The sequence below is a fragment of the Zavarzinia sp. CC-PAN008 genome (assembly GCF_051903925.1).
Taxonomy (GTDB): domain Bacteria; phylum Pseudomonadota; class Alphaproteobacteria; order Zavarziniales; family Zavarziniaceae.
The window spans coordinates 1,200,618-1,217,323 of the sequence record NZ_CP173678.1 but is presented as its reverse complement, the minus strand read 5'-3'; the positions used below and the strand labels follow the sequence as shown (position 1 = coordinate 1,217,323).

Below are 16,706 nucleotides of genomic sequence, written 5' to 3'. Positions count from 1 at the left end.
AGCGCGGTCCGAACCATGGCGCGTGGCCGCCCACCGGCACCTCCGGTGCGCCTGTCGCTGGAGGCGGAAGCCTTCCTGGAAATGCTCGCCGTGGAGCGCGCGGCCAAGGTCAATACGCTGGACGCCTATCGTCGCGACCTGGCCGACTACGAAGCCTTCCTTGCGCCGCGCACGGTCCTGGCCGCGGGTCCCGACAGCGTCCCCGCCTATCTGGCGGCGCTCTCCCAGGCGGGGCGGGCGGAGCGGACGGTGAACCGCAGGCTGTCCTGCCTGCGCCAGTTCCATGCCTTCCTGCTTGAGGAAGGACGGATCGCCAGCGATCCCACCCGCGCCGCCGAGGGGGCGAAGGCGCCGCGCACCTTGCCCAGGATCCTGAGCGAGACGGAAGTCGGGCACCTGCTCGCCGCCGCGGCGGAGGGGGAGGACAGCCCCGAACGGGCCCGGCGCGTCTGCCTGGTCGAACTGCTCTACGCGACGGGCCTGCGCGTCAGCGAACTGGCCACCCTGCCGCGCGCCGCTGTACAGGGCGACCCGCGCCTGATCATGGTGACGGGCAAGGGCGGCCGCGACCGCCTGGTGCCCGTGGGCGATGCCGCGCGGGCCGCCATCCTGGACTGGTTGCGCCACCGCCCGGCCCACGACCCGCAGGGCCGCTCGCGCTACCTCTTCCCGGGTAGCGGTCGCCCCGGCCATCTCAGCCGGCAGCAGGTCGCCAACATCCTGAAGGACCTGGCCGTGCTGGCCGGCCTGCCGCCGTCGCGCGTGTCGCCCCACGTGATGCGCCATGCCTTTGCCAGCCACCTGCTGGCCCATGGCGCCGACCTGCGCGCCGTGCAGACCCTGCTGGGCCATGCCGACATCTCCACGACCGAGATCTATACCCACGTCCTGGCCGAGCGGCTGAAGGCGGTGGTGGAGGAGCACCACCCCCTGGCGCGGTGAGCTGCGGCGGGCGCACCGCGGCGGCCATGCCTGTGGCATCCGCGCCACGCCCTTAGGATTGCAGGCGTGGCGCGGGCCGGCCGGCGGAACGCGGCCGCATGGCGGTCATTGTCGTTCTGGTCCGGACCGGGGCTGCCCCGCCGGGCAAGGTTCCTGCCTGCCGGAGATGCCCGCGTTGCGCTTCCCCTCCCCAACCGACCGCGTCGGCGCGGCCCCGCGGTCCCGTGCCATGCCGGGTACACTGGCGGCCACGCTGGCCCTGGCTGCCGCCCTGACGCTGCCCCAGCCTGTCCAGGCGCAAGGATCGGACGCAACCGCGGCCGAGCCCAGGGTCCTGAGCGCGAGCAAGGATGTGCCCCGCGACAAGAGCGGCACCTTCACCGCGACCTTCGAGAACGACCTGTTCGGCCAGGGCACGGACGAGCACTACACCAACGGCTTCCGCTTCAGCTACCTGACCGGCGACAACGACGTGCCCGACTGGCTGCGCAGCACGGCGCAGTACATCCCCCTGTTCGACGGGACGGGCAACCTGCGCGCCAGCATCGCCCTGGGGCAGAGCATGTTCACGCCCGACGACCTGTCGCGCAAGGACCTGATCGTCAGCGAACGGCCCTATGCCGGCTGGCTCTACACTGCCTTTGGCCTGATCTCGGACAAGGGCAGCCAGTACGACACGTTCGAGGTCAACCTGGGCATTGTCGGCCCCGGCGCCGGGGGCGAGGAAGTGCAGATGTTCGTGCACGACCTGCTCGACGCCCAGCGGCCCGAGGGCTGGGACAACCAGCTGCGCAACGAAGCCGGCTTCCAGTTCATCTGGTCGCGCAACTGGCGCGCCCTTTACGAATTCGACGTCGGCGGCTTTGGCGTGGAGGCATCGCCCTTCGTCACCGGCAGCCTGGGCAATGTCATGACCTATGCCTCCACCGGCATCACGCTGCGCCTGGGCGAGGATCTGCGCTCCGACTACGGCCCGCCCGTCATCAACCCGAACCCGCCGGGCTCCGGCTTCTTTGCCCCCAGCAGCGACTGGTCCTGGTACGTCTTCGTCTCGGCCGAGGGGCGCGTCGTCGGCCACAACATCTTCCTGGACGGCAACACCTGGACCGACAGCCACAGCGTCGACAAGCACGAGCTGGTCGGCACGCTGGAGGGCGGCCTGGTCGTGACGATCGGCGGCACCCGGCTGTCCTTCGTGCAGATCCTCCGCTCGCCCGAGTTCAAGGGCCAGAAGGGTCCCGACGTCTATGGCTCGGCCAGCGTCTCGCTGCTGTTCTGACGGTACAGCGCCCCTTGCCCGCCGCGTTGCGACGGGCGGGGGCACCCGCCTTCGCGCCTGCGAATTGACAGGCGGTGGCGCAGACCCTAGCTTCGCCCCCTTCCCTGGGAGGCCTGGATGAGCTTCACGATCGCCCCGCAGCGGCCGGCGCGTCTCAATCGTTGCGAACTCAGCGTGCCGGGCTCCAGCCCGCACATGTTCGAGAAGGCGGCGAAATCGGCCGCCGACGTGATCTTCCTCGACCTGGAAGACGCCGTGGCGCCCGACGACAAGCCGCAGGCGCGCAAGAACATTGTCCAGGCGATCAACGACGTGGACTGGGGGACCAAGACCCTGTCCGTCCGCATCAACGGCCTGGACACGCACTACATGTACCGCGACCTGGTCGAGGTGCTGGAGAATTGCGGCGACCGCCTGGACCTGATCATGATCCCCAAGGTCGGCACCGCATCGGACGTCTATGCCGTCGACATGCTGGTGACCCAGATCGAGGCCGCCAAGGGCCGCAAGAAGCGCATCGGCTTCGAGCTGATCATCGAGACGGCGCTGGGCATGGCCAACATCAACGAGATCGCCGCCGCCTCGCCCCGCAACGAGTCGCTGCACTTCGGCGTCGCCGACTATGCGGCCTCGACCCGCGCGCAGACGACGCAGATCGGTGGCCCCAACCCGGCCTATTCGGTGCTGACGGACAAGGATGCCGACGGCAACCGCGCCGTGCACTGGGGCGACATGTGGCACTATGCGACCGCGCGCATCGTGGTCGCGGCCCGGGCCAACGGCCTGCGCGCCGTGGACGGCCCGTTCGGCGACTTCAACGATCCCGACGGCTACCGCGCCCAGGCGTCGCGCGCCGCCGTGCTGGGCTGCGAGGGCAAGTGGGCGATCCATCCCAAGCAGATCGCCGTCGCGAACGAGGTCTTCACCCCGTCGAGCAAGGAGATCGCCAAGGCCCGTGCCATCCTGGCCGCCATGGAACAGGCGCAGAAGGAAGGCAAGGGGGCGGTCGCCCTGGATGGGAAGCTGATCGACATCGCCTCGATCCGGCAGGCCAGCGCGCTGGTCGCACAGGCGGACGCGATTGCCGGCGCCTGACGCGCCGGCAACGACCCACGCTGAAGGCAGGGCCATGTTCACGTTCCTGGAGTTCGAGAAGCCGATCGCCGAGCTTGAGGCCAAGCTCAAGGAGCTTCGCACCCTGAGTGCCACCGATGCCGGCACGATGGATGACGAGATTGCAAGCCTTGAGGCCAAGGCCGGCGCCCTGCTGACCCAGACCTATGCCAAGCTGACGCCCTGGCAGAAGACGCTGGTCGCCCGCCACCTGAACCGGCCACATTTCAGCGACTATGTGCGCCGTCTGGTGACGGATTTCGTGCCGCTTGCCGGCGATCGTGCCTTTGCCGAGGATCGCGCGATCCAGGGCGGCCCCGGCTGGTTCCGTGGCCGTGCCATCATGCTGATCGGGCATGAGAAGGGCTCCGACACCGAGGGCCGGGTCCGCCACAATTTCGGCATGGCCAAGCCCGAAGGCTATCGCAAGGCGATCCGCCTGATGCAGATGGCCGAGCGCTTCCGCCTGCCGGTCGTCACCCTGGTCGACACGCAAGGCGCCTATCCCGGCATCGGCGCGGAGGAGCGCGGCCAAGCCGAGGCGATCGCCCGCTCCACCCAGGTTTCGCTGGGCCTGACGGTCCCCGTCGTCGCCTGCATCGTGGGCGAAGGCGGCTCGGGCGGGGCGGTCGCCCTGGCCACCGCCAATCGCGTGCTGATGCTGGAGCATTCGGTCTATTCCGTGATCTCGCCCGAGGGTTGCGCCTCGATCCTGTGGCGTTCGTCCGACAAGAAGGAGGACGCGGCGGCGGCCCTGAAGCTGACGGCCCAGGACCTGCTGCGCCTGCACATCATCGACCAGGTCGTGACCGAGCCCATGGGCGGCGCCCATCGGGCGCCAGACGTCGCCATCGACGCGGTCGGCGATGCCGTGGGCCGGATGCTGGACGACCTGGCGCCCCTGTCGCCCGAGGCCCTGCGCGCCGATCGCCGCACCAAGTTCCTGGAAATCGGCCGGCACGGCCTGGCCTGATCGCTCCGCCAGCCTCGGCTGGCGCAGACTGCGCGCCTTACGTGTGTTGCGTGACGTGCTGCGCGGGGCGATCATGATCGCCCCCAGCGGAATTGCGGAGCCCGCCCTGCCGGCCATGCGCGCCAGGATCGTCGAACGGGTGGCAGCCATCGTCCTGGCCCTTGGCCTGACGCTGCTGCTGTTCGGCGTGCTGCTGGCCATTCTCCCGGCAGGCGACCGGAAGGGCGCCATGGCCGCGATGGCCCTGGCCACCGCGATCGGCATCGGCCTGGCTGCCCTGAACCGCCACCGCCTGGACCGCGCCGCCAGCGCCGCGGGTGCCGCCGCGCGCGCCGATGCCGATCAGCGCGCGGCGACCATCCTGGACAGCACGACGGACGGCATCCTGGAAGTCGCGGCCGACGGGACGATCCTGTTCTTCAACACGCGGGCCCTGGAACTGGCCGGCCTGACGCCGGCCCATCTGGGCCGCAATGTCCGCGAGATCTGGCCCGCGATGAACATCGAGGCGTTCGCCCAGCGCCGCGCCCTGGTCCCGGCGGGCATGCCGGTCGCCTATGAGTCCTTCCACCCGGCCTCCGCCATCTGGCTCGACGTGCGGGCCTTTCCCACGCGCAATGGCGGCCTGGCCGTCTACATGGCCGACATCACGCGCCGCAAGCAGTCGGAGCAGGCCCTGGCGCAGAGTCGCGCCCTGCTGGAACGGGTGGTCGAGATCCTGCCGGAGCCGGTCTTCGCCAAGGACCGGGAGGGGCGCATCCTGCTGGCCAACAGCGCGCTGGCGGCCCTGCTGGACCGCGACCGTGACAGCCTGGCCGGCTGCCTGGACATGGACGCGTTGCCGCCCGAACTGCATGCGATCGTGCGCGAGATCAACCGCCTTGTGGTGGACGAGGGGCAGGAGGTGACCCGCATCCTGGAATACTCCTCGCGCCGCCACGGGGGAGAGACACGCTGCACCTCGCTGCGCATCGTGCCCTGGCGCGAGAATGGCGAGATCGTGGGCCAGGTGGGCGTGGCCGTCGACCTCACCGACATTCGCCGCTCGGAACAGGCCCTGAGCGAAAGTCGCCTTCTGCTGGAGCGGGTGATCGCGGCGCTGCCCGACAGCGTCTCGATGAAGGGTCGCGACGGCCGCTATCTCCTGCTCAATGCCTCGGCCGCGCAGCGGATCGGGCTGGCCTCGGTCGCGGACGGCCTGGGCCGCACCGCGCGCGAGGTGATGGCCCCGGACCAGGCCGACTGGGTCGAGCGCATCGATCGCCAGGTCCTGGAATCGGGCGAGCCGATGACGGTCGAGGAGGGACCGCATCACAGCGAGCAGGCCGGCCGCACGTTCCTGACCACGCGCCTGCCGTTCCGTGACCCGGCCGGCGCGCCGGTCGGCGTCCTGGCCGTGGCGCGCGACATCACCGAGCGCAAGGCGCTGGAGCAGCAGCTGCGCAACGCCCAGCGGCTGGAGGCGATCGGCCGCCTGGCCGGCGGCATCGCGCATGACTTCAACAACCTGCTGCTGGCGATCATCGCCAATATCGAACTGGTCCAGACGGTGGTGAAGGACAATGGGCAGGCCCAGGAGTTCCTGGAGGATGCGCTGCAGGCAGCCCTGCGCGGCGGCGACCTGACCCAGCGCCTGCTGGGCTTTGCCCGGCAGCAGCCGCTGCGCCCGACCGCCGTCGACGTCAATGCCCGGCTGCACCAGGTGATGCCCATGCTCCAGCGCACGATCGGCGAGGCGATCACCGTGCGCTTCGACCTGGAGCCGGACCTGTGGCCCGCCGAGGCCGATCCGGCGCAGGTCGACGCCGCACTGGTCAACCTGGCCCTCAACGCGCGCGACGCCATGCCCGACGGCGGGACGCTGACCCTGACGACACGGAACGTGACCCAGGCCGACGACGGCGGCATGGACACGGCGCCGCCGGGCGACTATGTCCGCATCTCGGTCATCGACACCGGGTCCGGCATGGCGCCGGACGTCCTTGCCCGCGCGGTCGAGCCGTTCTTCACGACCAAGGAACAGGGCAAGGGATCGGGCCTTGGCCTCAGCCAGATCTATGGCTTTGCCAAGCAGTCGCACGGCCACTTCGCCCTGTCGTCGCGCAGCGGCGCGGGCACGACCGCCCGGCTGGACCTGCCACGCACCCAGGCGGAGGCCAAGATCGAACCGGTGACCGGACGCATGATGAGCAGCCTGCCCCGCGGCAACGAACTGATCCTGATCGTGGAGGATCAGGCCGCGGCCCGCCGCGCCAGCCGCTCCGCGTTGGAGGCGCTGGGCTATCGCGTGGTGGAGGCGGACAGCGGGCCCGTCGCGCTGCAGCGCCTGGCGGCGCACGACGACCTGCGCCTGGTGTTCAGCGACGTGATCCTGCCAGGCGGCATGACCGGCTTCGACATCGCCCGCATCGCGGGAAGCGAACGGCCAGGCCTGCGGGTGCTGCTGACCTCGGGCTATGACGCGCCTGCCCTGGGCCAGGGGGTCGCGCCCGGCGCGCTGGCCTTCCTGCCAAAGCCCTACCGCATCGCCGACCTGGCGCACAAGGTGCGGGCCGTGCTGGACGCGGCGTCGTGACGGGGATGGAGCCGCGCCTGCGGGCCAGCCTGTGGGTCCAGGCGACGCTGCGCCGGCTGGACCTGGACATGATCCCCGCCGTCCTGGTGCGCCGCGGCGATCCCCAGGCCGGCACCATCCTGGTGCGCCTGAACCGATTTCCGCGTGGCTGCATGGTGATGGTGCAGGCCACGGCGCTGGATGGGAGCCGAGCCTGGAGCCGCGGCACCGGCCCCGACCTGGTGACGGAGGCGGAGGCGGACGCCTACCTGGAGCGCAGCCTGAAGCGCGACCCCGATGCCTGGGTGATCGAGATCGACGACCCGCGCGAACGCGTGCAGCTTGACGCGCCGATCCTCTAGACTGCCACCCAACCACAACAGGGGGAGACGGGCATGTCGGACGTGACGGGCAAGGTCGTGCTGATCACCGGGGGAGCTTCAGGCCTGGGGGCGGCATCCGCGCGCCTGCTGGCGGCCAAGGGGGCCCGCGTCATCCTGACCGACCTTGCCGAACAGGCGGGCGAGGCAATCGCGACCGAGATCCGGACGGCGGGCGGCGACGCCCTGTTCGAGCCGCAGGACGTGGCGGACGAGGCGCGGTGGGAGGCGATCATCGCCCTGATCCGCAGGCGCTATGGCGCGCTGCACGTCATCGTCAACAATGCCGGTGTCGGCGGCCTGGGGCTGAGCATCCCGGAGACCTCGCTGGCCGACTGGCACCGCACCCTGTCGATCAACCTGGACGGCGTGTTCCTGGGCATGAAGCATGCGATCCCGCTGATCGCCGAATCCGGCGGCGGTTCGGTGATCAACCTGTCTTCCATCCTGGGCAAGGTGGCGATGGGCGGCGCTGCCGCCTATTGCGCCAGCAAGGGTGGGGTCAAGCTGTTGACCAAGGCGGGCGCCCTGGAGTGCGCGCCCCTCAACATCCGCGTGAACTCGATCCATCCCGGCTTCATCGAAACGCCGATGGTGCACAACGCCTTTGCCGCCCAGCCCGACGGCAACGAACTGAAAGAGGTGATCGCGCAGCGCCATGCCTTTGGCCATATGGGCGAGCCGCGCGACATTGCGGAAGCCGTCCTCTTCCTGGCGTCCGACGCGTCCAAGTTCATGACGGGCGCCGAACTGGTGGTGGATGGCGGCTATACCGCGCAATAGGCCGTTGGGAGGGGTCGCCATCAAGAGCCCTCCCCCAGCGCACAGCGACGGGGGAGGGAGCCGGCTGGCGCCTTGCAGGGCCGCAGCCGTGTCCAGCGGTCCTGACCCCGCGGCGCGACTGAAGGCGATGTCCTGCCTGTGCGGGAGTTCCTGGCGGCGGTGCGCATGAGCGGACGGGACGCGTTGGCGCGGGCGGGGTGTACGCTGGCGCTGCCGGTGTTCGCGCTGGTCGCACTGGTGCTTGGCTTCGACACCAACTGGGACCTGCGCAACTACCACCTCTACAACCCCTGGGCCCTGCTGAACGGACGCGACGGGGTGGACATCCTGGCGGCGCAGCGGCCGACCTTCTACAGCCCCTATCTCGACGTGCCGTTCCTGCTGCTGGCGCAGAGCCTGCCGGCCTGGGCCGTGGCCGCCATCCTGGGGGCGGTGCAGGGCTTCAACGTCCCACTCCTCTATGGCCTGGGCAGCGCGATCTTCGAGCCACTGGCAGCGCGCTGGCGCACGATCGTGGCGCTGGCCTGCGCCTGGACCGGGGCGCTGGGCGCGGTTGCCCTGTCGGAAGCGGGGACCACGTTCTGGGACAGCCTGCTCAGCCTGTTCGTGATCGCCGGCCTGTGGCTGGCCGTACGGACCGCGCGGGCCGAGGCGCCGGAGCGCACCTGGAACGCGGTCGCCGCGGGCCTCCTGCTGGGCCTGTGCGCGGGGCTGAAGCAGCCGATGGTCGCCTATTGCTTCGGCCTGTGCCTGGGCCTGCTGGCGGTGGAGGGCACGGTGCGGCAACGCCTGGGCCTTGCCTTCGTGGCGGGGCTTGGCGTGATCGCCGGCGTGGCGCTGGCCGGGGGCCCCTGGATGTTCCAGCTGTGGAGCGCCTATGGCAATCCGTTCCTGCCCTATTTCAACGACGTCTTCCGCTCGCCCTGGGCCGACATGGCGCCCTATGTCGACCGCAAGTTCTTTCCCAACTCGGCGTGGGAGACGCTCGTCTATCCCTTCGTCTTCACGGCCGATCCGCTGCGGGTGAGCGAGGTCGCCTTCACCGACCATCGCGTCCTGTTCGCCTTCATCGCCGCCCCCTTCGGCCTGCTGTTCGCCCTCCTGCCTGGCGCGGGCGAGAAGCAGGTCGTGCTGCCCGCCGCGCGCGTCCTGCTCCTGGCGCTGCTCGGAGCCTATGGCGCGTGGCTCACGCTGTTCTGCATCTATCGCTACCTGGTGCCGCTGGAAATGCTGGGGCCGCTGGCCTTTGCCGTCCTGCTGGCCCTGCTGCCGGCCAGCGTGCCAAGGGCTGTGCGCGGCGCGCTGCTCCTGGCGGGTCTGGCGGTGCTGCTGGTCACCACACGGGTCGCGGACTGGGGCCGCAGCACCGACTGGCCGGCCAGCTACATGGATCAGGAAATTCCCCCGATCGCCGAACCCGAGCGCACGCTGGTCCTGCTGACCGGGTACGAACCGACGTCCTTCACCCTGCCGTCATTCCCGGCCGGCCTGCGCTTCCTGCGCATCCAGAGCAATTTCTCGGACCCGCGCGACACGACCAGCGCCTTCGACCCCCTGATGCGGGAGATCGTGGCCGCCCATCGCGGGCCCTTCCTGGTCCTGCTGGTCGATCCGTGGGAGCGCTGGAACAGCGAACAGGGCCTGCTGGAATATGGCTTGGCCCTGGGGGCGGAAGAGACCTGCCAGCCGATCACGGGGCCGCTGGTCGTCTCGCCCCTGAAACTGTGCCCCGCCACGCGCGCCACACCGCCCACGCCTGCACCGCGGCCATCAGCATCATGAGGGCCGCCATCCGGTTGGCCTGCCCGTTGACCCAGACCTCGACCCAGACCAGCGCGATGGCCAGGCCCGCCAGGGCCAGGGCCAGGACCGCTTCCGGGGCCGCACTCCACCCCCCGCGCGCAAGGCGGGGTGCCCCCACCAGCAGGGGTGCGAAGGCTGCGACCACCAGATGGGCGGTGGGGAAGTCGCGATAGCGGCCGTCGAACACGATCAGCGCAGCCAGGACGAGGCTGGCCACCAGGCTGAGCCAGGTGAGCAGGCCGGCCCAGAGCGAAGGGGAGCGCCCTCCCCGCACGAGGCCGCCGGCGACCGCGGCCGCACCATCGACCCCCTGCCCGCGGGCCGCCACGGCCAGTAGGGCCAGCCAGAGGGCCGCCTGCAGCGCGAACAGCAGGATCGTCACCGGCCACTGGTCCCAGAAGATCGTCACCTCCAGCGCGAATGCCCCCGACAGGGCCAGGCCAAGACCGCCCAGCGCCGCCAGGGCGCCGACGCGGGCCTGGCGCTCGGCCGGCAGGCGCCAGGCGCGCAGGGCCAGCAGCGCCAGGATCGCAAGAATGGCAGCCGATCCCGCCTGGCAGGGCCACAAGCGGTCGGGCACGATCGCTTCGCCGATCGGCGCCTTCAGCGTGCGGTCGCTGGCATAGACACCCCAGGCGCCGCCCACCGTGCCTTCCTGGGCCGCCTTCCAGCGCTGGTCGATCGCCTCCATCAGGTTGTAGGCCACGCCGCGCGCCTCCAGCGCCGGGATGGCGCCGGCCAGGAACCGGCGCTGCTCCACGATGCCGGGGATGGCCGCCTCGCGCTGGCGGCCGGCGGTGGGCCAGCCGATCTCGCCCACGAAGACCGGCCGGTCGCGAAAGATCGGCGCCATGCGGTCCAGCACCATGGTCAGGTGCTCCGCCGCCCGCGTGTCGGCAAAGGGCACGTCCTCCCAATAGGGCAGGATGTGGACCGTCACCTCGTCCACCTCGTCGACGATGCCTGGATACTTCTCCCAGAAGCCCCAGACGTCGGCATAGGACACCGGCTGGGCCACGGCGCGCTGCACGCGGCGGATGTAATCGACCAGCTGCTGCGCCGTCAGGTCGTTGCGCAGCAGGTTCTCGTTGCCGACCACGACGCGGGTGACCACGTCGGGATACCGGTTGGCCGTGTCGATCAGGGTCTGGAGTTCGACCTCGTTGTGCGCCAGGCGGCTGTCCAGCCAGGCACCGATCGTCATCTTCAGGCCCCGCGCCCGGGCCAGGTCGGGCACGATCTCCATCCCCTCGGTCACGGTATAGGTGCGGATCGCCTGGGTTCGCGTCGCCAGCAGGTCCAGGTCCTCCGCGATCTGCGCAGGGGTGGGGAAGACCTGGGCGATCGGGCTCTGCCCGTCGCGATAGGGGGCATAGGAAACGCTCTGATAGCGGACCTCCCCCGTCTCGGTCCCATGGTCCAGGACGACGGGCCGGTTGATCCAGGCCAGGGCCAACACGATCAGGCCGACGCAGAGTCCGGCCGCCAGGAATGCGCGCATGGCGCGGTCCTATAGCACCGCCGCCGCCCGCGGCCCAGGGCTGGGCGGCGGCGGCACCGTCGGTATGCTGGCACCGCCAGGCCATGGCAAAGGCGGGCCGACTGGCGTATCAAGACGGCCGCGGCCACGTCCCGATCGGGGCAAATACGGTCTTGAACCGCGCGGCGCGCTCCGTGCTATTGGTGCGCCCGGGGGAAGCGATCGACAACAAGCGCGAAACGGATGGGGAGGAATGCATGAGTGCCGTTGCACGGGAGGTTGATACGCAGGATGCGCGCAAGGCGATCCGGGTCCTGGCGGACATTCCCCGGGTCCATGCGCGCCTGACCCCGCGGGCGCCGGCACTGCTCTTCCAGGACCGGGTGACCGACTTCGCGACCCTGGACCGCTATGCCTCGCAGGTGGCCAACGGCCTGATCGCGGCGGGCGTCGCCCCGCAGGGCCGCATCGGCGTCATCGACAAGAATTCCGACTGGTTCTTCGAGACCTACCTGGGCACGGCCAAGGCCAATGTCGTCCTGGTCGGCATCAACTGGCGCCTGGCCCCGCCCGAGGTCGCCTATGTCATCAACGACGCCAAGTGCGAGGTGCTGTTCGTCGGCCCCGACTTCGCGCCCCTGATCGACAAGATCCGCGACCAGATTCCGACGGTGCGCCTGATCGTCTCGCTGGGTGAGGCACGCGGCGACTGGCCGGGCTATGCCGCATGGCGCGATGGCCAGAAGGCGGAAGACCCGATGCTGCCGGTGACGTCCGAAGACATCGCCGTGCAGATGTACACCAGCGGCACGACCGGCCACCCCAAGGGCGTGCAGCTGTCGAACGCCAACATGCGCGCGGCCCTCGACCTGGTGGAGGACGGCGTCTACACGCACTGGTCGACCAGCGACGTCGGGTTGTGCGCCATGCCCAACTTCCACGTGTCGGGCGCCAATGTCGGCATGATCTCGATCTATGTGGGCGCGGGCACCCTGGTCCTGCGCGAGTTCGAGCCCAACGCCGTGCTGGACGCCTTCCAGAAGCATCGCGTGACCAAGGCGTTCTTCGTGCCCGCCGCGATCCTGCTCCTGCTGCAGAACCCGCGGACCAAGGACATCGACTTCTCGGCCCTCGACTATATCGGCTATGGCGCCTCGCCCATCCCGCTGGACCTGCTGCGCCAGGGGATCGAGACGTTCAAGTGCAAGTTCGTGCAGTGCTATGGCTTGACCGAGACGAGCGGCACGGTCGTCGCCCTCCTGCCCGAGGATCACGATCCGAACGGCACGCCGCGCATGCGCTCGTGCGGCAAGCCCTGCCCTGGGGTCGAGATCAAGATCATCGACGGCGACGGGAACGAGGCCCCGACCGGTGCGGTCGGCGAAATCCTGATCAAGTCGCCTCATGTCATGACCGGCTACTGGAACCTGCCCGAAGCGACAGCGAAGTCGATCCGCGACGGCTGGTTCTACAGCGGCGACGCCGGCTATGTGGATGGCGACGGCTATCTCTACATCCATGACCGGGTGAAGGACATGATCGTCTCGGGCGCGGAGAACATCTACCCGGCCGAGGTCGAAAGCGCGCTGTTCGGCCACCCGGCCATCGCCGACGTCGCGGTGATCGGCGTGCCGGACGAGAAATGGGGCGAGGCGGTCAAGGCGATCGTCGTCCTGAAGCCGGGCATGAGCGTCACCCCTGAGGAGCTGATCGCCCGCGCCCGCGAGCGCATTGCCGGGTACAAGGTGCCGAAGTCGGTCGACTTCATCGACGCCATGCCCCGCAACCCGTCGGGCAAGCTGCTGAAGCGCGAATTGCGGGCGCCCTATTGGGCCGGTCGCGACCGCCAGGTCAACTGACGGCGGACGGGATGGCGCAGGCGATGGAGCGGGAGGCGGTCGGCACGACGGGCCACGTCTCGATCGAGCGGCAGGGCGCCATTGCGCTCGTCCGCTTCGACCGCGGCGACGGCATCAACGCCCTGTCGCGCGCGCTGATGGCCGACCTGATCGCAGCGGCGGACCGCTTCCGCGATGATACGGGGGTTCAGGCCGTCGTGATCGCCGGGGGCGGCGGCACGTTCACCGCGGGTGCCGACATGAAGGACCCGGCGCGGGCTGGCATGGACCGCCTGTCGCCGGTCGAACTGCGCCAGTGGATGCGCACCGGCCCCGACCTGTGCCGCGCCTATGAACGCCTGGAGCAGGTGACGATCTGTGCCATCGAGCGGTTCGCCATCGGCGGCGGCGTGGCCCTCGCAGCCGCCTGCGACTGGCGCATTGCGGGCGCGGGCGCCTTCCTGTCCTTGCCCGAAGTGCCACGCGGCATGAACCTGTCGTGGAACACCAATCCGCGCCTGGTCGGCCTGATCGGCCCGGCCCGAACCAAGCGCTTCGTCATCCTGGGCGAGCGCATCGGCGCCGCCGAAGCCGAGCGCTGGGGCCTGCTGGACGCCGTGGTCCCCGACGGCGAGGCGGAGGCCGAGGCGCTGGCCTGGGCGGCGCGCGTTGCGGCGCTGCCCGCGATGGCCGTCCGCATGACCAAGGAGGCGATCGACGCGACCGCCAAGGCCCTGGCCCACACCACAAGCTTCATGGATCGCGACCAGCTGGCGCTGGCCGCCCTGACCGGCCAGCTCGACACCCGGGTCGGGCGACAGAAGACCGACTGACCGGGTATCCACAGTTTCCAAGACTCGAAGGGATGGAATTCCATCAGATGGCACGCATGAAGTTCGGCACCTTCCTGGCGCCCCACCACCCGGTTGGCGAGCATCCGACCCTGCAGTTCCAGACCGACCTGGACTTTGCGGCGCATCTTGACCGGCTTGGCTTCGACGAATTCTGGGTGGGCGAGCATCATTCGTCCGGCTGGGAGATGATCGCCAGCCCCGAGATGTTCCTGGCCGCGGCCGGCCAGGTCACGCACACGATCCGGCTGGGCACGGGCGTCATCTCGCTGCCCTATCACCATCCGTTCAACGTGGCGCAGCGCCTGGTCCAGCTGGACCACATGACGCGCGGCCGCGTGATCTTCGGCTCCGGCCCCGGCGCCCTGCCGTCCGACGCGCGCGTGCTCGGCATCAACCCGATGGTCCAGCGCGACCGCCAGGACGAGGCGCTGAGCGTCATCACCCGCCTGCTGCGCGGCGAGCCGCGCTTCAGCTACGAGTGCGAGTGGTTCAAGCTGCGCGACGCCGAGCTGCAGCTGCTGCCCGTCCAGGAAGAGATGGAGATGGCCGCGGCCTCGTCCATCAGCCCGTCGGGCATGACCCTGGCCGGCAAGTACGGCATGGGCGCGCTGTCGATCGCCTCGACCTCGTCCGAGGGGCTGCAGGCGCTGCCGACGCAGTGGAGCTTCGCCGAGGAAGCGGCCGCCAAGCACGGCAAGACGGTGGACCGCAAGAACTGGCGCGTCCTGATGATGTTCCACCTGGCCGAGACCCGGCAGCAGGCCGAGGCGGAGGCCATGCTGGGCCTGCAGAAGTGGCACAACATCTATAACGTCCACGTCCTGGGCCGCCCTGGCGCGCTGCATGTCGACGACCCGCGCGAGTTGCTGGAACAGACCGTGGCCGGCGGTGCCGCCGTCGTCGGCACGCCCGACGACATGGTCAAGGCGATCCTGCGCCTGCAGGAGGTGACGGGCGGCTTCGGCACCGTGCTGGGCTTTGCCCATGACTGGGCCAGCCGCGAGAACACCTTCCGCTCGTGGGACATGTTCGCGCGCTACGTGATCCCCGAGGTGAACCGCCTGACCGTCCGGCAGAAGGCCTCGGCCGACTACCTGGCCGCCAACAAGGCCGAGCTGATGGGCGGCGCCGGGGCCGCGATCGCCGCGAAGATCCAGGAGAACGCGCGCGCCGCAGCGGCCATGGCCGTCACCCTGCAGCAGCAGGCATCGGCACCCCAGGCCGGCGGCTGGCGCCCGGGCGTGGGTGCCGGCACTTCGGCCGAGGCCGAGGCGCCGAAGGCCAAGAAGGCGACCAAGAAGGACGCGGAAAAGCCCGCGGCCCGGAAGCCGGAGGCCAAGAAGCCTGACACCAAGAAGAAGCTCGCGGCACCGAAGAAGGCGCGCGCCGCCGAGTAGTCCTGGCAGCCCGCCCGCCGCCGGCCGTCCGGCCGGGCGGCGGGCGAACCAGGACCTGCGCAAGACCGATGGTATCTGAGAATCACTCTCAGCGTTCCGTCAGAGTTGACTTGCCGTCACCATTGGCCACAGATCGGCAACATGGTTGAGATTGTGGAAGATGTCGGGCGTGGAGCCCGACGCAGGATGGACAGCCGGCGCCGCCTGCTGGAGGCCGCGGCCAAGCTGTTCGTCGAGCGTGGCTACCATGCGACGCGGCCGCAGGACATCGCGCGCGAGGCCGATGTCGGCAACGGCACGTTCTACCTGCACTTCACCGACAAGCGCACGATCTTCGTCGCCTTTGCCGAACAGGCCTGCGCCGAACTGGAAGCGGCGCTGGAGCCGTTGATCAACCATTCGGAGGGCTTCCTGCGGGGGCTTGAGGATGTCATCGACGCCTCGCTCCGCTTTGGCGAGGCCAATCCCCAGGTCCTGAAGGTCGCCCTGATGGACCTGTCGATCCTGGACCCGGGCGAGGGCGACAAGCCCGACATCGGCCCGCGCAACAGCCTGGCGCGCATGGTCGCGGACGCGATCGAGCGGGCGGCCGTCCGTGGTGAGGTGGTGGCCGGCTTGGACCCGATGATCGTCGCCCATGCCATGATCGGCATGGTGGAGCAGGCCGCGGCCTTTGCCCATGCCGCCGGCATTCCGCGCGACGTGCTGGTCCCGCAGATCACGCGGCTGGCCCGCAGTGCGCTGCAGCCGCCCCATCCGGCCGCGCCGGCCGGCGCCGACCCGTCCGCAGGGTGATCGCCGCCACTGTCCCAACAGGCGGGCATTGGGTATTGTTCGGCGTCCTGGCTCTCCATGCCGGGGCCGAATCATGCTCGGGGGGAATATGCGCAGCCTTGGGAAGCTCATGCTGGGCCTCACGCTTGGCCTGGTCGCGCAGGCGTCAGCCGCGCAAGCTGACAGCCTGCAGGACTTCACGGTCCGCAATAACGGCAACACCTACGTCCACTACATCTACGTCTCGCCCATCACCACCTCGGAGTGGGAGGACGACGTCCTGGGCAACGACGTCCTGGGGCCTGGCAGCTCCATCACCATCCGGATGAACGGCTATCGCTCGGACCAGTGCCTGTTCGACATCAAGGTCGTGGACGAAAACCAGGGCGAGCGGGAATACCGCAAGGTGAACCTGTGCAAGGTTGCCTTCATCGACTATCCCTGAGTCAGGTGCCCGACGCTGGCTGACCGGCCAGCCGTCGACTGGCCATGAGCGCAGATCCATCCGTGCCGGGACGCCGTCGTGGCGGCGGCCC

The 16,706-nt window shown here is 69.8% G+C and carries 14 protein-coding genes; 13 read left to right on the top strand and 1 reads right to left on the bottom strand.

The annotated features are described in order from the left end of the window. The first annotated feature begins 15 nt into the window (after positions 1-15). From ACI6GS_RS05860 to ACI6GS_RS05825, 8 genes are all read left to right on the top strand, one after another. Entirely contained in the window at positions 16-942 is a 927-nt protein-coding gene (locus ACI6GS_RS05860) for a site-specific tyrosine recombinase XerD (protein ID WP_439816850.1), read from the top strand. 229 nt (positions 943-1,171) lie between these two features. Next, complete coding sequence (locus ACI6GS_RS05855; protein WP_439816849.1) at positions 1,172-2,221, top strand: lipid A deacylase LpxR family protein; 1,050 nt, start codon at positions 1,172-1,174, stop codon at positions 2,219-2,221. Between the two features lie 117 nt (positions 2,222-2,338). Continuing rightward, positions 2,339-3,316: an HpcH/HpaI aldolase/citrate lyase family protein gene (locus tag ACI6GS_RS05850; RefSeq protein WP_439816848.1), complete on the top strand. Its 978-nt coding sequence runs from the start codon at positions 2,339-2,341 to the stop codon at positions 3,314-3,316. A gap of 34 nt (positions 3,317-3,350) precedes the next feature. Beyond that, positions 3,351-4,307, top strand: a complete 957-nt coding sequence (locus ACI6GS_RS05845; protein ID WP_439816847.1) for an acetyl-CoA carboxylase carboxyltransferase subunit alpha — start codon at positions 3,351-3,353, stop codon at positions 4,305-4,307. A gap of 73 nt (positions 4,308-4,380) precedes the next feature. Beyond that, the gene (locus ACI6GS_RS05840) at positions 4,381-6,882 is read left to right on the top strand and encodes a PAS domain-containing protein (RefSeq protein WP_439816846.1); all 2,502 of its coding nucleotides are present in this window, start codon (positions 4,381-4,383) and stop codon (positions 6,880-6,882) included. 5 nt (positions 6,883-6,887) lie between these two features. Further along, on the top strand, positions 6,888-7,223 hold the full coding sequence (locus tag ACI6GS_RS05835) for a DUF1491 family protein (RefSeq protein ID WP_439817934.1): 336 nt from the start codon (positions 6,888-6,890) through the stop codon (positions 7,221-7,223). Positions 7,224-7,256: 33 nt separating this feature from the next. After that, on the top strand, positions 7,257-8,024 hold the full coding sequence (locus ACI6GS_RS05830) for a glucose 1-dehydrogenase (protein ID WP_439816845.1): 768 nt from the start codon (positions 7,257-7,259) through the stop codon (positions 8,022-8,024). Positions 8,025-8,189: 165 nt separating this feature from the next. Beyond that, positions 8,190-9,806: a hypothetical protein gene (locus ACI6GS_RS05825; protein WP_439816844.1), complete on the top strand. Its 1,617-nt coding sequence runs from the start codon at positions 8,190-8,192 to the stop codon at positions 9,804-9,806. Here ACI6GS_RS05825 and ACI6GS_RS05820 read toward each other — a convergent pair. Next, entirely contained in the window at positions 9,715-11,328 is a 1,614-nt protein-coding gene (locus ACI6GS_RS05820; RefSeq protein WP_439816843.1) for a glycosyl hydrolase family 17 protein, read from the bottom strand. The genes ACI6GS_RS05825 and ACI6GS_RS05820 overlap by 92 nt on opposite strands. Positions 11,329-11,564: 236 nt before the next feature. Between ACI6GS_RS05820 and ACI6GS_RS05815 the strand changes: the two genes are divergently transcribed. The 5 genes from ACI6GS_RS05815 (at position 11,565) to ACI6GS_RS05795 (ending at position 16,615) form a co-directional block, all read left to right on the top strand. Then, on the top strand, positions 11,565-13,166 hold the full coding sequence (locus tag ACI6GS_RS05815) for a fatty acid--CoA ligase (protein ID WP_439816842.1): 1,602 nt from the start codon (positions 11,565-11,567) through the stop codon (positions 13,164-13,166). Between the two features lie 11 nt (positions 13,167-13,177). Beyond that, positions 13,178-13,978 (top strand): enoyl-CoA hydratase/isomerase family protein, encoded by an 801-nt coding sequence (locus ACI6GS_RS05810; RefSeq protein WP_439816841.1) that lies wholly within the window; start codon positions 13,178-13,180, stop codon positions 13,976-13,978. Positions 13,979-14,025: 47 nt separating this feature from the next. Beyond that, positions 14,026-15,396: an LLM class flavin-dependent oxidoreductase gene (locus ACI6GS_RS05805; protein WP_439816840.1), complete on the top strand. Its 1,371-nt coding sequence runs from the start codon at positions 14,026-14,028 to the stop codon at positions 15,394-15,396. 186 nt (positions 15,397-15,582) lie between these two features. Further along, positions 15,583-16,191 carry a TetR/AcrR family transcriptional regulator gene (locus ACI6GS_RS05800; RefSeq protein WP_439816839.1) on the top strand — a complete coding sequence of 203 codons (609 nt, stop codon included), beginning with the start codon at positions 15,583-15,585 and terminating at the stop codon, positions 16,189-16,191. 88 nt (positions 16,192-16,279) lie between these two features. Then, positions 16,280-16,615, top strand: coding sequence for a hypothetical protein (locus ACI6GS_RS05795; RefSeq protein WP_439816838.1), 336 nt, complete (start codon positions 16,280-16,282; stop codon positions 16,613-16,615). The last annotated feature ends 91 nt before the right edge of the window (positions 16,616-16,706 follow it).

Coding starts and splice junctions, on each gene's coding strand:
- ACI6GS_RS05860 (WP_439816850.1), top strand. CDS start 16: ATGGCGCGTGGCCGCCCACCGGCACCTCCGGTGCGCCTGTCGCTGGAG.
- ACI6GS_RS05855 (WP_439816849.1), top strand. CDS start 1,172: ATGCCGGGTACACTGGCGGCCACGCTGGCCCTGGCTGCCGCCCTGACG.
- ACI6GS_RS05850 (WP_439816848.1), top strand. CDS start 2,339: ATGAGCTTCACGATCGCCCCGCAGCGGCCGGCGCGTCTCAATCGTTGC.
- ACI6GS_RS05845 (WP_439816847.1), top strand. CDS start 3,351: ATGTTCACGTTCCTGGAGTTCGAGAAGCCGATCGCCGAGCTTGAGGCC.
- ACI6GS_RS05840 (WP_439816846.1), top strand. CDS start 4,381: ATGATCGCCCCCAGCGGAATTGCGGAGCCCGCCCTGCCGGCCATGCGC.
- ACI6GS_RS05835 (WP_439817934.1), top strand. CDS start 6,888: ATGGAGCCGCGCCTGCGGGCCAGCCTGTGGGTCCAGGCGACGCTGCGC.
- ACI6GS_RS05830 (WP_439816845.1), top strand. CDS start 7,257: ATGTCGGACGTGACGGGCAAGGTCGTGCTGATCACCGGGGGAGCTTCA.
- ACI6GS_RS05825 (WP_439816844.1), top strand. CDS start 8,190: ATGAGCGGACGGGACGCGTTGGCGCGGGCGGGGTGTACGCTGGCGCTG.
- ACI6GS_RS05820 (WP_439816843.1), bottom strand. CDS start 11,328: ATGCGCGCATTCCTGGCGGCCGGACTCTGCGTCGGCCTGATCGTGTTG.
- ACI6GS_RS05815 (WP_439816842.1), top strand. CDS start 11,565: ATGAGTGCCGTTGCACGGGAGGTTGATACGCAGGATGCGCGCAAGGCG.
- ACI6GS_RS05810 (WP_439816841.1), top strand. CDS start 13,178: ATGGCGCAGGCGATGGAGCGGGAGGCGGTCGGCACGACGGGCCACGTC.
- ACI6GS_RS05805 (WP_439816840.1), top strand. CDS start 14,026: ATGGCACGCATGAAGTTCGGCACCTTCCTGGCGCCCCACCACCCGGTT.
- ACI6GS_RS05800 (WP_439816839.1), top strand. CDS start 15,583: ATGGACAGCCGGCGCCGCCTGCTGGAGGCCGCGGCCAAGCTGTTCGTC.
- ACI6GS_RS05795 (WP_439816838.1), top strand. CDS start 16,280: ATGCGCAGCCTTGGGAAGCTCATGCTGGGCCTCACGCTTGGCCTGGTC.